The sequence below is a fragment of the Streptomyces tatrensis genome (assembly GCF_049310065.1).
Taxonomy (GTDB): Bacteria; Actinomycetota; Actinomycetes; order Streptomycetales; family Streptomycetaceae; genus Streptomyces.
Genome location: NZ_JBMDLB010000011.1, coordinates 5,395,926 through 5,409,228, shown reverse-complemented (window position 1 = coordinate 5,409,228; position 13,303 = coordinate 5,395,926). Strand labels below are relative to the sequence as shown.

The 13,303-nt window shown below is 73.6% G+C and carries 12 protein-coding genes; 8 read left to right on the top strand and 4 right to left on the bottom strand.

All coding sequences use genetic code 11. From position 1 onward, the window contains the following. The first annotated feature begins 304 nt into the window (after positions 1–304). Positions 305–1,861: a M28 family metallopeptidase gene (locus tag ACODT5_RS40605; RefSeq protein WP_422523997.1), complete on the top strand. Its 1,557-nt coding sequence runs from the start codon at positions 305–307 to the stop codon at positions 1,859–1,861. A 322-nt stretch (positions 1,862–2,183) separates the two neighbouring features. Here ACODT5_RS40605 and ACODT5_RS40600 read toward each other — a convergent pair whose 3' ends face one another. After that, positions 2,184–3,206 (bottom strand): SAM-dependent methyltransferase, encoded by a 1,023-nt coding sequence (locus tag ACODT5_RS40600; RefSeq protein ID WP_422523996.1) that lies wholly within the window; start codon positions 3,204–3,206, stop codon positions 2,184–2,186. Positions 3,207–3,312: 106 nt separating this feature from the next. On the opposite strand from ACODT5_RS40600, the gene ACODT5_RS40595 reads away from it, so the two are divergent. The 3 genes from ACODT5_RS40595 to ACODT5_RS40585 are packed head-to-tail and all read left to right on the top strand — an operon-like array spanning position 3,313 to position 6,374. Beyond that, complete coding sequence (locus tag ACODT5_RS40595; protein ID WP_422523995.1) at positions 3,313–4,512, top strand: sensor histidine kinase; 1,200 nt, start codon at positions 3,313–3,315, stop codon at positions 4,510–4,512. A gap of 2 nt (positions 4,513–4,514) precedes the next feature. Then, complete coding sequence (locus ACODT5_RS40590) at positions 4,515–5,210, top strand: response regulator (protein ID WP_385370622.1); 696 nt, start codon at positions 4,515–4,517, stop codon at positions 5,208–5,210. A 51-nt stretch (positions 5,211–5,261) separates the two neighbouring features. Beyond that, positions 5,262–6,374, top strand: coding sequence for an endonuclease/exonuclease/phosphatase family protein (locus ACODT5_RS40585; RefSeq protein WP_422523994.1), 1,113 nt, complete (start codon positions 5,262–5,264; stop codon positions 6,372–6,374). Positions 6,375–6,407: 33 nt separating this feature from the next. Here ACODT5_RS40585 and ACODT5_RS40580 read toward each other — a convergent pair whose 3' ends face one another. Together ACODT5_RS40580 and ACODT5_RS40575 are read right to left on the bottom strand one after the other, a co-directional pair. Next, a complete protein-coding gene (locus ACODT5_RS40580) occupies positions 6,408–7,754 on the bottom strand; it encodes a PH domain-containing protein (protein WP_422523993.1) in 1,347 nt (448 codons plus the stop codon). Continuing rightward, positions 7,751–8,242: a PH domain-containing protein gene (locus ACODT5_RS40575; protein WP_422523992.1), complete on the bottom strand. Its 492-nt coding sequence runs from the start codon at positions 8,240–8,242 to the stop codon at positions 7,751–7,753. Before ACODT5_RS40575 ends, ACODT5_RS40580 begins: the two co-directional genes overlap by 4 nt. A gap of 124 nt (positions 8,243–8,366) precedes the next feature. Here ACODT5_RS40575 and ACODT5_RS40570 point away from each other — a divergent pair, with 124 nt between their 5' ends. The 4 genes from ACODT5_RS40570 (at position 8,367) to ACODT5_RS40555 (ending at position 12,031) form a co-directional block, all read left to right on the top strand. After that, positions 8,367–9,509, top strand: coding sequence for an NADH-quinone oxidoreductase subunit D (locus ACODT5_RS40570; RefSeq protein WP_243339796.1), 1,143 nt, complete (start codon positions 8,367–8,369; stop codon positions 9,507–9,509). After that, positions 9,506–10,369: an arylamine N-acetyltransferase family protein gene (locus tag ACODT5_RS40565; RefSeq protein WP_422523991.1), complete on the top strand. Its 864-nt coding sequence runs from the start codon at positions 9,506–9,508 to the stop codon at positions 10,367–10,369. The genes ACODT5_RS40570 and ACODT5_RS40565 overlap by 4 nt, the downstream gene beginning before the upstream one ends. Positions 10,370–10,421: 52 nt before the next feature. Next, a complete protein-coding gene (locus ACODT5_RS40560) occupies positions 10,422–10,637 on the top strand; it encodes a hypothetical protein (protein ID WP_266956188.1) in 216 nt (71 codons plus the stop codon). A gap of 92 nt (positions 10,638–10,729) precedes the next feature. Further along, on the top strand, positions 10,730–12,031 hold the full coding sequence (locus tag ACODT5_RS40555) for an alpha/beta hydrolase (RefSeq protein WP_422523990.1): 1,302 nt from the start codon (positions 10,730–10,732) through the stop codon (positions 12,029–12,031). Positions 12,032–12,081: 50 nt separating this feature from the next. Here ACODT5_RS40555 and ACODT5_RS40550 read toward each other — a convergent pair whose 3' ends face one another. Next, positions 12,082–13,257: a hypothetical protein gene (locus tag ACODT5_RS40550; RefSeq protein ID WP_422523989.1), complete on the bottom strand. Its 1,176-nt coding sequence runs from the start codon at positions 13,255–13,257 to the stop codon at positions 12,082–12,084. Positions 13,258–13,303: the final 46 nt, after the last annotated feature.

The window sequence follows — 13,303 nt, the reverse complement described above, 5'->3', positions numbered from 1 at the left end:
CCCGCGTGAGCGGAGAGCGCAGAGCGGGCACTGGCCTGTTTTCGACGGCTCAGATACTCCGATATACGGATTTCACAAACCGGAATCAGTGAAAAGTCTGGCCATGGCCGCCACTTGGTGTCTAACGTGCGTCCACCGCTCCCCCTTACTCGGCGCAACGCACCTGACCTGCGTCCGCATCCGCGTATCAGCACCCCTGCACGCCTGCACACCTGCACTCCCGCACGTCATAGCCCCAACGCCGTACAGCCTTACGCCACACGCCATACGCATGCGCACGCGCATCTGCCGTGGAAGGACTTTCATGCCCTCACGCCGTATAGCCGCAGCCACCGCCGCCCTGGCGGCCGCGGCCCTCGTCTCCCCGCTGCTCCTCGCCGGACCCGCCGGAGCAACCGGCAGCCCCGCGAGCGACGCCGCCCGGGGTGACGCGCTGGCCCGAAAGCTGGTCAAGGACTCCACCGGCAAGGGTGCCAACAACCACCTGAAGGTCTTCCAGGCCATCGCCGACTACAACAAGGGCAACCGCGTCGCGGGTTCGAAGGGCCACGTCCAGTCGGCCCAGTACGTCGAGCTCGTCATGCGCGCGGCCGGGTACGAGGTCACCAAGAACGAGTTCGACTTCGTGTTCGTCGAGACGGTCGCCGAGACCCTGAAGGTCAACGGCCCGGCCGGCCGCGACGTCCCGATCAAGCTGATGACGTACACCGCCAGCGGCCCGGCGAACGGCGTGACCGCGCAGATCGCCGTCACCCCGGTCGACGCCGACGGCACCAACGGCTGCGAGGCCACCGACTTCGCCGCGGGCGCCTTCACCGGCAAGGTCGCGCTGATCAAGCGCGGCGGCTGCGCCTTCGCGGTCAAGCAGCAGAACGCGGCGACGGCCGGTGCGGTCGGCGCGGTGATCTACAACAACGCCGAGGGCGCCCTGAACGGCACCATAGGTTCGGCCGACGCGGGCAAGATCCCGACCGGCGGCGTCACCCTGGCCGAGGGTCAGCGGCTCGCCGCCGACGCCGCCGCGGGACCGGTCGAGGTCACCCTCGACATCCGCGAGTTCCGGGAGAACCGCAAGACGTACAACGTCATCGCGGAGACGCGGGGCGGCGACGAGAACAACACCGTCTTCCTCGGCGCGCACCTCGACTCCGTCGCGGCGGGCCCGGGCATCAACGACAACGGCTCCGGCTCGGCCGGCATCCTCCAGGTCGCGCAGCAGCTCGCGCACAGCCAGGGCAAGATCAAGAACAAGGTCAAGTTCGCCTGGTGGTCGGCGGAGGAGTACGGCCTGCTCGGCTCCGAGGCGTACGTCGCCGGGCTGACGGAGGAGCAGAAGAAGCAGATCAAGCTCTACCTGAACTTCGACATGATCGGCTCGCCGAACGCCGCGTACTTCGTCTACGACGGCGACGACTCGGACAAGGTCGGCGCGGGCCCCGGCCCCGAGGGCTCGGCCCAGCTGGAGAAGGGGATCAACGACTTCCTCGACTCCAAGAACATCCCGCGCGAGGGCACCGACTTCTCGGGCCGCTCGGACTACGGCCCGTTCATCGAGGTCGGCATCCCCTCGGGCGGTACGTTCACGGGCGCCGAGGGCATCAAGACGGCGGAGCAGGCCGCGAAGTTCGGTGGACAGGCCGGGGTCGCGTACGACGTGAACTACCACGGCAAGGGCGACACGATCGCGAACATCGACCAGAAGGCGCTCGACATCAACGTCGACGTCATCGCGGACGCGGTGGGGCACTACGCGTACGACCTCGCGCCGCTGGGGCGGCCGGTCGTCTCCGAGCCGACCAACGGTGGCGGTAGTGGGGGTGGCCTCCACGAGGGCCACGACCACGTCGGCGACACGGAGTAGTCCGGACGGGGGCGGGTCGGGGACCGGTGCGGCCGCTGCGCGGCGCCGAGTCCCCTACCCGCCCTTCGCCCGTTCCCCGGGCTCCGCCCGGACCCCTTTGCCGCGTGCGGCGCCGTTCCCGGGGGCCAGCCCCCGGACCCCCGCTCCTCAAACGCCGGAGGGGCTGGATATTGCCTGGTAGGGGCTGGATTGCCCGGAGGGGCTGGATTTTGCCCGCAGGGCAATTCCAGCCCCTCCGGCGTTTGAGGAGCGGGGTCTGGGGCGGAGCCCCAGGGAACGGCGGAAGGGCGGGTAGGGGACGGGCCCCGCGCAGCGGCGGCCGCTACCCCGGCCAGGGGGCCACCCCGGCCGGCTGGATCAGCCAGCCGAAGTCGCCGAGCCCGCCGCGGGCGGTGAGTTCCGCGGCCTCCCCGGCACGGGACAGCGCGCGCACGTACGCCGCCGGGTCCGTGGAGGCCAGCGCCAGCGGGGGCCGGGCCCCCGAGACGCCGAGCGCGGCCAGCGCGTCGCGCTGCGTCAGCAGCACCGCCCCCGGCCCCGCACACGCGTCGAGCGCCACGTGCGCGGTGACGTCGCAGCTCCCGTCCGGGACGGGGGCGGTCTCCCGCCCGGCGCGGAATCCGGTCAGCGTCCCGAAGGGCGGCCGGGCGTCCCGCGTGTGGGCGTAGTCCACGGCGACCGCGAGGCCCCGCTCCACCGTCGCGACGGCTCCCGCCCAGGCTTCGTCGCGCGACCGGCCGATCTCCGCCCGGCCCGCGCCCGCCTCCGCGCCCGCCTCCGGCCACCACCGCTCCAGCCAAGCCCGGTCCGGACCGTCCAAGGCGCCGCCTGGGCTCTCCGTGCCGTCCCGCGCGACCTCCACGTAGCGGCCGTCCTCCGCGAGGTCCAGCGGTACGTTGTCGAGCCACTCGTTGGCGAAGAGCAGCCCCCGGATCCCCCGGGGCGGCTCGCCCACCCAGCGGATCCGCCCGTCGAGCCCGGCGGGCCGCCCCGCGCGCTCCACCCCGTACGGCCGCACCCGCGCGGCGGTCTCCGGCGGCAGCGCCGCCAGCACCCCGGCCAGCAGTTCCCCGCGTCCGGCCCCTACGTCGACCAGGTCCAGCTCCTCCGGGCGGCCGAGCTCCCCGTCCACCCACAGGAGCAGCCGGGCCACGGCCCCCGCGTAGAGCGGCGAAGCGTGCACGGAGGTGCGGAAATGCCCTGCGGGGCCGGGCCCACCAGGGCGTACGTAGAAGCCGTCGGGACCGTACAGCGCCCGCTCCATCGCCGTCCGCCAGCGGACCGGACCGGCCTGCGGACCCGGCTGCCGATCCGACTGTGCCCTGCCTTCACCCTGAGTACTCATCGCTGAAAGGTTATGGTCGCCTCCACCTCCGGTAGTACTCGCGTCCCGCTCGGATCGCCCCTCTGGTTGACTCCAGCACCTATCTGCTGTCCCTACTCTGGGTTACGTGCAGAGCCTCTACGATTTCCTCCGCAGACACCCGACGGGCGTCGACAGCTTCTGGGCTGTCCTCTTCTTCGGGTTCTCGATGGCCATCGTCGCCTCGGAGCACCAGGGCACCGGCTCCGCACTGCTCGCCACGCCCTGCGTGGTCGCGCTGAGCACCGCCGTCGGCCTGCGCCGCAAGCGGACCGTGCCGGCGTTCTGGCTCACCGTCGCCACCGGCCTGTACCAGCTGGCCATCGGCGCGGAGGTGAGCTTCTACGACTTCGCGATGCTCGTCGTCCTCTTCACCGTCGCCGCCGCCGACGTGCCGCGCTGGGTCTCGCGCGCCGCGCTCGGCTGGGGTCTGCTCGCGTCCCCGCTGTACTTCGCGCGCATCGGCGTGGACAAGAACTCCTCCACCACCGACAGCGTGCTCTTCGTCGTGTTCATGATGATCCCGTTCGCCCTCGCCTGGGTGACCGGCGACTCCCTGCGCACCCGCCGGGCCTATTACGCCCAGCTCGTCGAACGCAACCAGCGCCTGGAGCAGGAGCGCGCGGCCCAGGCCAAGGTGGCCGTCGCCGCCGAGCGGGCCCGGATCGCCCGCGAACTGCACGACGTCGTCGCGCACAACGTCTCGGTGATGGTGGTCCAGGCCGACGGCGCCGCCTACGTGATGGACGCGGCGCCCGAGCAGGCCAAGGAGGCCCTGCAGACCATCTCCGGCACCGGGCGCCTGGCCCTCGCCGAGATGCGCCGGCTGCTGGGCGTCCTGCGCACCGGCGAGCCGCAGGAGTCCGAGGACTACGTGCCGCAGCCCGACGTGGAGCAGATCGAGGTACTGGTCGAGCAGGTACGGGCGGCCGGGCTCGCGGTGGACTTCGAGGTCGAGGGCGCCCCGCGCAAGCTGCCCAGCGGCGTGGAGCTGACGGCGTACCGGATCGTCCAGGAGGCGCTGACCAACACGCGCAAGCACGGCGGCCCCGACGCGAAGGCCAGCGTGCGGCTCGTCTACTTCGACGACGGGCTCGGCCTGCTCGTCGAGGACGACGGCCGGGGCGCGGCCCACGAGCTGTACACGGACGGCGGCGCGGACGGCGCCGGACACGGGCTGATCGGCATGCGCGAACGCATCGGTATGGTCGGAGGCACCCTCGACGCGGGCCCCCGGCCCGGTGGCGGCTTCCGGATCAGCGCCCTGCTCCCCCTGAAGAAAAGGTGACCATGTCCTTCCCCACCGGCCCCTCCATCCGCGTGATGCTGGTCGACGACCAAGTACTGCTGCGCACCGGTTTCCGGATGGTGCTCGCCGCACAGCCCGACATGGAGGTCGTCGCCGAGGCCGGCGACGGCCTGGAGGCGCTGGAGGTGCTGCGCGCCACCAAGGTGGACGTGGTGCTGATGGACGTCCGCATGCCCCGCCTCGACGGGGTCGAGGCGACGCGCCGCATCTGCGAGCCGGAGGAGCACCCCAAGGTCATCATCCTGACCACCTTCGACCTCGACGAGTACGCCTTCTCGGGCCTGAAGGCGGGCGCGAGCGGGTTCATGCTCAAGGACGTCCCGCCGGGCGAACTGCTGGCCGCGATCCGCTCGGTGCACAGCGGCGACGCGGTCGTCGCCCCGTCCACGACGCGCCGGCTGCTGGACCGCTTCGCGCCGATGCTGCCGTCGACCTCGGCGGAACCGCGGAACAAGGACGTCGAGCGGCTGACGGAGCGCGAGCGCGAGGTCATGCTGCTGGTCGCCCAGGGCCTGTCGAACGGCGAGATCGCCGCCCGCCTGGTCCTCTCGGAGGCCACGGTCAAGACCCACGTGGGCCGCATCCTGACCAAGCTGAACCTGCGCGACCGGGTGCAGGTCGTGGTCCTGGCGTACGAGACCGGGCTGGTCCGTGCGGGCGGCGGCGGGACCCTGTAGACAGTGCGACGCACCTCGAAGCCGCCCCTGGCAGGGGACGGCTCCCCATCCATGTCCAGCCCCGTACCCGGGGCCCGGCGCCGCAGGCGGTGGCCCCTCGTCACCGTGCTGGGGGCGGCCGTCCTGGCCCTGGCGATCCTGCTCGCGGGCGGCTGCCGGTCCGACGGACCGGACTGGGGGGCCGAGCTGGACACGGGCCCGGATCCGGACCTGGGGGTCACCGAGGCCCGGACCTACTCGGTGTGGCACTGGAACGTGGCCGGGAGCGCCATCCACCACGGCCGGACCGACACCGGCCTGATCGAGAACGCCGCCCGGTCCATCACGGCGGCGCGGCCCGACTTCATGTCCTTCAACGAGATCTGCCAGGGCCAGTACGAGGCCCTGGTGAAGCGGCTCGCCAAGACCGAGGGGTGGAAGGAGCCGTACGCCCACGCCCGGTTCACCCTGACCAGGGCCCCCGGCACCGGCATCTGCGAGGGCGGCGGCTTCGGGAACGCGCTGCTCAGCAGCCACGAGCTCGGACCGTCCAAGGACTACGTCCTGCCCAAGGACTACACCAAGGCCGAGAAGGCCCGGCTGACGGCCGCGGGCCGGGGCGTCGAGGACCGCAAAATGCTCTGCGCACCGCTGCGGGACCAGCCGCGGATGAAGTTCTGCACGGTCCACATCACCGGATCGAACCGTCCCATGCCCACCGGGGGCGGCGGCTCCGAGGAGAAGAAGATCAACGCGCAGCAGCTGACCGCGGTGGGCCGGGTGCTCGACTCCTTCGCCAAGGCCAGGCAGGTGTACCTCGTCGCGGGCGACTTCAACGCCCAGCCCGACCTCGACAAGTACGCCCGCCTGAAGCCCCTGATGAAGAAGCACACCGAGCTCGACGACTCCGACCCCGCCCACTGCCCGGGCTACGGCTCGTGGACGGCGCTGCCCCCGCGCGAGGTCAACGGGCCCCCCGCGTGCGGTCCGCACGCGAAGATCGACCTGATCCTCGCCCGCGGCGACCTGCCCGGGGGCACCTATTCGGCGCGGGTGCGGAACATCCCGGACGACTGCGAGGCCGTCGGGCCGGACGACCTGATCGCCCGGCCGGTGAAGCGGGTCAACTGCTCCGACCACCGCATCCTGACGGGCCGCGCCACGCTCCGGGTCCCCACGGGCTGAGCCCGCGGGGCCGGCGGCGGGGCCGTCACGGCCTCAGGTCATCCAGCGGTCCGGGCGGGCCGCGGCCCGGGAGGTGCGGGAGCGGGCCGCCTGGGCGTGAAGCAGTTCGGCGGCCTGGGGCGCGCCGCGCAGGCGGGCCGTGACCGTGCCGTTCGCGCCGGTGTCCACATGGACGTCGGCCAGGCCGCGGGCGCGCTGCCAGGGGCCCTGGGAGTGGCGCACGCTCTGCACCTTGGCGTGCGGGACGATCTCCGTACGCCGGCACAGGCGGCCGTGCCGGGCGGCGAACACGTCCGCGGAGACGGCCAGGCCGTACCCCTTCCACCACACCGGCACCACCCAGCGCGATCCGCTCCGGGGCGAGGGCTCGAAGACGAGGCCCCCGAGGTCGACCCCGGGCAGCACCCGCGCGACGACGGCGTGGGCGTCGGCCCGGGTGGCCACCGGGACCAGGACGTTGTTCTTCGAGCCGGCCACCGCCAGCTCCACCCGGACCCAGCCGCGCCGGCGCCACAGCAGCGGCTCGACGATCCGTACGGTCTGTACCCGGCCCGGCGGCACCGTCTCGTGGGCGCGGTCGAGCATCCCGTGGTCGAGCCGGAGCCCGTCCGGGGACTCGGCGACCCGCCAGTCGTACTCGGCGAGGAACCGGCCGGCGCTGCCCGCCCACATCGCGCCCAGGACCGGGAGCAGGGCGACGATGGCCACCCACGGGCTAGAGCTGAACCACCACACCAGCGAGGGGCCGATGATCCCGCCGGCGAGGATCGCCCAGGTGGTCAGGGTGAGCAGCAGGGACACCGCCAGATCGCGCGGCGCCACACGGAGCAGCTCCCGCTCGGGGGCCTCCCCCAGGAGCGGTGCCTCGGCCGGGGTGAAGCCGGCCGCGCGGGCCAGCAGCTCGGCGCGGAGCGAGACGGCGTCCTTCTCCGCGAGGAAGGCCAGCTCGTCCTTGGCCTCGGTCCCGATGACGTCGAGCCGCAGCTTGGCGACGCCCGCGATGCGGCCCAGGAGGGGGCGGGTGACGTCGACCGCCTGGATCCGGTCGAGGCGGATGTGCGCGGTGCGGCGGAAGAGGAGCCCGCTGCGGATGCGCAGTTCGGTGTCGGTGACGGCGTAGTGCGTGAACCACCAGCTGAGGAAGCCGTACGCGCCGAAGACGAGGACCAGCGCGAAGAGCGCGAGGACGCGCAGGGCGGTGGAGACGGCCGTCACCCACTCGGCGAGGTTCTCGCCCTGCTGGGCGATGATGCCGATGGTCGCGGCGATCGGCACCCAGGCCCGGCGCAACGGGGTGAGGAAGTGCAGCCGCCGCTCCTGCCCGGTCCCGGCTCCCGCTCCCGCTCCCGCCGACGGCGACGGCGACACCGACGGCGTCACAGTCCCGCCGACCTTGCCTCGCCGAGCTCCGTCAGCCGGTCGCGCAGCCGTTCCGCCTCCTCGGGCGCGAGTCCGGGGATCGTGGCGTCGGTCGCCGCCGCGGCCGTGTGGAGCTGCACGGTGGCCAGACCGTACCGGCGCTCCAGGGGGCCCGAGGTCACCTCCACCAGCTGCATCCGCCCGTACGGGACCACGGTCTGCTCGCGCCACATCACGCCCCGGCTGATCAGCAGGTCGTCCGCGCGCTCCGCGTACCGCCAGGAGCGCCAGTTCCGCCCCAGCATCACCCAGCCCCAGGCCAGCACCACCAGCCAGAACCCGCCGACCGCCGCCCACCCCGGTCCGACGGCCAGCCCCAGTACGAGGGCCGTCACCACCGCGAAGAGGGACATCCACAGCGCCAGCAGGAGCCTGCGCAGCGTCAGCAGTTCTCCCCGCAGCCCCACCCACTCGGGCAGACCCGTCCCACCCTCTGTCCCCGTGTCCATCCCCCCACCCTAGGGGCGTGCCCCTCGGATCGGGCCGGGCCCGCACCGCCCGCCGGCCGCCGCGCCCCGATCCGCAATCCGGACCGAGCTACGGGTCACCCCCGCAGGCTGAGACAATGCCGCCATGACGGAGACCACGGTCGGCATCGGCGGCGCGGCGGAGAGCACCGACATGGTGCTCAACATCGGCCCCCAGCACCCTTCCACGCACGGCGTGCTGCGCCTGCGCCTCGTCCTGGACGGCGAGCGCATCGTGAGCGCCGAGCCGGTGGTCGGCTACATGCACCGCGGCGCCGAGAAGCTCTTCGAGGCCCGCGACTACCGCCAGATCGTGATGCTCGCGAACCGCCACGACTGGCTGTCCGCGTTCTCCAACGAGCTGGGCGTGGTCATGGCCGTCGAGCGGATGCTCGGCATGGAGGTGCCCGAGCGGGCCGTGTGGATGCGGACCCTGCTCGCCGAGCTGAACCGGGTCCTGAACCACCTGATGTTCCTCGGCTCGTACCCCCTGGAGCTGGGCGGCATCACCCCGATCTTCCACGCGTTCCGCGAGCGCGAGGAGCTCCAGGCCGTCATGGAGGAGATCTCCGGCGGCCGCATGCACTACATGTTCAACCGCGTCGGCGGCCTCAAGGAGGACCTCCCGGCCGGCTGGCTGGGCCGGGCCCGCGCCGCCATCGCCGACGTCAACACGCGCATGCACGTCTACGACGACCTGGTGCGCGGCAACGAGATCTTCCGCGCCCGCACCCGCGGCGTCGGCGTCCTGTCCGCCGAGGCCGTCCACGCGTACGGGGTCTCCGGCCCGATCGCCCGCGCCTCCGGCGTCGACTTCGACCTGCGCCGCGACGAGCCGTACCTCGCCTACGGCGAGCTCCAGGACGTCCTGAAGGTCGTCACCCGCACCGAGGGCGACTGCCTGGCCCGCTTCGAGGTCCTGCTGGAGCAGACCCACAACGCCCTGGACATCGCGGTCGCCTGCCTGGACCGGATGGCGGAGCTGGCCCCCGGCCCGATCAACCAGCGGCTGCCCAAGGTGCTGAAGGCGCCCGAGGGCGAGACGTACGCGTGGACCGAGAACCCGCTCGGGATCAACGGCTACTACCTGGTCTCCAAGGGCGAGAAGACCCCCTACCGGCTGAAGCTGCGCTCGGCGTCGTACAACAACATCCAGGCGCTGGCGGTCCTGCTCCCCGGGCAGCTCGTCGCGGACATGGTCGCGATCCTCGGCTCGCTGTTCTTCGTCGTCGGCGACATCGACAAGTGACCGGCACGTACGCCGCCTACCTGCGGCGGCTCGGCATCGAGGAGCCCGGCGCGCCGTCCGTGGAGGGGCTGTTCGCCCTCCAGCGGGCGCACCTGGAGCGCGTCCCGTACGAGAACGTCGACATCCAGCTCGGCCGCGCCCCCGGCATCGACCCCGAGCTGTCGGCACGCCGCTTCGCCGCCGGTCGCGGCGGCTACTGCTTCCACCTCAACGGGGCCTTCGCGGCGCTCCTCGACCACCTCGGCTACGAGGTGAACCGCCATGTGGGCGGCGTGTACAAGGAGTCCCAGTCCGAAGACGCCGCACAGGGCGTGAGCGGCGACCACCTGGCACTCACCGTCCGCGTGCCGGGGGCCGGGGGCAGCTCCTTCTACGTGGACGCCGGGCTCGGCGACGGCCCGTACGAGCCGCTGCCGCTGCGCGAAGGCTCGTACCGCCAGGGGGCCTTCACCTACTCCCTGGAGCGGCTGCCCGCGGTGGGCTGGCTCTACCGCCACCCGGGCAGCTCCGCCCCGCTCGCGAACTTCCGCGCGGAGCCCGCCGGGCCGGCCGCGGCGGCCGGCTTCGAGGCCGAGCACGTCCGGCTGTCGACCTCCGCGGACTCCGGTTTCGTACGGACCTTCGCGGCCCTGCGGCGCGACGCGGACGGCATCGACGCCCTGCGGGGCCGGGTGCTGAGCCGCATCGACCCGGTGCGGGGGAACACGGAGCGCGTGCTCGACGGCCCTGAGGAGTTCTACGCCGCGCTGGAGGGGGTCTTCGGCCGTGCGCTCGACGACCTGACCCCGACCGACCGCGCGGCCCTGTGGACCCGGGTGGAGCGGGCCCACGAGAGCTGGGCGGCCGCCCGGGGCCGCTGACCCGAGGCCGGCCGGGCGGGCCGATGTCCGTGGGGCAGGGCAGACTTGGGGGATGTCCCTCTCACCCCGCCGGGCCTGCCCCTCCTGCGGCCGCGACTGCGCCGTCACCGCCGGGCGGATCGCCCGCCACGACCCGCCCGCCGGGCGGGGCCGCGGGGACCTCGTCTCCTGCCCCGGCTCCCGCGCCCGCGTCACCCTCGGCGCCTCCGCCCCCACGCTGGACGGCTTCACCCTGTCCCCGCTGCCGGGCCAACTCCCGCTGTTCTAAGGCCTGCGGGGCCCGGAGCAGGGGGTTAGCACCCCCAACTCGTTGAGGACAGCCGGATGTCGGGAGCCGCGGAGGCTCCGTAGTTTCGGGGTATGACGACGACCCAGCAGAAGCAGAGCAACCGGCAGCGGCTGCGCCGCGGCGCCGCCGCCGTGGTCCTCGCGGCCGTCCTCGGCGGGCTCGCCGCACCCGTGGCGCTCGCCGCCCCGGTGGGGAGTCCCGCGCCGGTCGCGTCCGCCGCGACCGTACAGACCGGCCGCGGGCACCTGATCTCCCTCACTCCCCTGGAGCGGCTCGCCCCCGCGGACGTCACCGGCCGCCTGTCCGACTTCGGCTTCGACGCCTCCACCGTCCGGTACGGCGTCGCCGCCTACCGGCTCACCTACGCCACCGTCGACCCGCAGGGCCGCCCGACCACCGCCACCGGCCTGTTCGTCCTCCCCCGAGGGGGACCGCACCGGCTCGACCTGGTCTCCGACACCCACGGCACGGTCGCCAACCGCGACGACGCCCCGTCCGGCGGCGCGGGCTACAACCGGCTCATCCCCTACCTGCACGCCTCCGCGGGCCGTGCCGTCGCCGCCCCGGACTATCTGGGCCTGGGGGGCGGGCCCGGCGCCCATCCGTACATGGACACCCGGTCCTCGGTCACCGCCTCCGTCGACATGCTGGAGGCGGCCCGGACCGCCGCGGACCGGCTGGGGCGCCCGGTCACCCGGGACGTGTACGCCACTGGCTTCTCCCAGGGCGCCCAGGTGGCGATGGCCCTGGGCCGCGAACTGTCCCGCCCGGGCTCCGGCTTCCGGCTGCGCGCGCTGGCCCCGATCGCCGGACCGTACGACCTGGACGGCTCCGAGCTGCCCGGCATCACCGACGGCCGGGTCGCACCGCGCACCGCCGTCTTCTACCTCTCCTACTTCCTCACCGCGCAGAACCGGCTGCACCCGCTCTACGCGGACCCGGCCGAGGTGTTCCGCGCACCTTATGCACAGGCTGTGGAAAGTCTGTTCGACGGGAACCACCGGGAGGAGGACATCGTGGCCGCGCTCCCCGCAACGCCGGAGGAGCTGCTCACCCCGGAGTGGTACGAGAACGTCCGCGCCCCGCGCGGGGCCCTGAAGGCGGCCGTGCGCGCCAACGACGACGCCTGCGCCTGGAAGCCCGCCGTGCCGGTCCGCCTCTACGCAGGCTCCGCCGACACCGACGTCCCGTTCGGCAACACCCGTGCCTGCGCCGCCGATCTGGCCCGCCACGGGGTCCGGGCGAAGGTCGTCGACCAAGGGGCGGACGCCGATCACTTCGTCTCGGCGATCCGCTCGGCGCCCCAGGCGGCTCGCTGGTTCGACTCACTGGGCCGCGGGACGGGACCGCGCCAGGAGACCGCGGTGCGCTAGGAACTCCCGGTGCGCCAGGAGCCCCCAGTACGCCAGGAGCTCGCGGTGTTCTAGGAGCTCGCCGCGCGCAGCTGGACCACGTCGATCGGCTCGGTCTCGTCGTGCGCGGTGAGGTCGATGACCTGGCCCACGGCGCGCTGCTCGTCGGTGGGCGCCTCGACGGTGCCGGCCAGGGCCGCCGGCGCCGCCCCGACCCGGGCGGACTCCGCCTGGTGGACGGCGAGGGCCTCCGCGCCGACGACGTCGGCGAGATCCTCGTTCTGGACGGACTCGATGACCGCGCGGGCCTGCGCGGCCGTCTTCGTACCGAAGAAGTCGAAGCCGCCCTCGACGCGCGAGGTCGGCCGCCGGTGCGCTGCGTACGGGGCCACCGCGGCGGCGAGCCGGCGCGCGGGGACGGCGGCCGCCGGACCCACGGGCACCGGGCCGGCGAGCACGGGGCGGGAGTGCGACTCCAGCGCGGCGGGCTTCGCCAGGGTGGTGGGGCCGGCCGGGGCTGCCGGGGCAGCGGGGGCGGCGGAAGCCGCCGGGAGGGCGCGGGCGCCCGGGGCCGCCTTGGCCGCCGGGAGCGCGGCCGGGCCGCGCCGGGGCTCCGGGGCGGGCCCGTCGCCGTCGGCGGCCTTCGCCACCTTGTCGGCCAGCGCCGCGAGCGCGGCGTGGGCGCGGGCGAAGCCCACCGAGGTGGCGGCGCCGGCGCTGGTGCGCTCCTCGGAGACCGCGGGAAGTTCCTTCTGCCCCGCGGCTGCGGAAGCGGCCCGGGCCGCCGGGGCCGCGGCCTCGATGGCCAGCAGCCGGCGTCCCTCCAGGGCGCTCGCCCGCTCGGTCTCCGCGGTGGCGTAGCGGCGCAGCAGCGCCGCGTGCTCCCCGCGCAGGCCCGCGAGTTCGACCCGCTTGGCGCGCAGTTTGGCGTCGAGCTTGCCGCGCAGCACCCGGGCCTCTTCGAGGTCGGATTCGAGCTCGGCTATCCGCTCGTCGGTGCGCCACTCGTCCTTGACCCGTTCGCGCCCGAGCTCGCTGACCCGGCGGCCGGCCGACAGGTCCCACGAGCGCATGACGACGGCGCCGGCCAGCCCGACGGCCGCGGTGAGCGCCACGAGCAGGCGCAGCGCCATCGGTTCCGCGAGCAGCCAGGCGGCTCCGGCGCCGGCTACGGACACACCGGCGACGGCCGTCGGCGTGAGCAGCCGGTGAAGGGGTTCGGGATTGCGGTGGCGTCCACGGGGCATGGCCTGAAATTTACAGGGAGTGGACGGGGTGTGGGGTAGCCGCCCG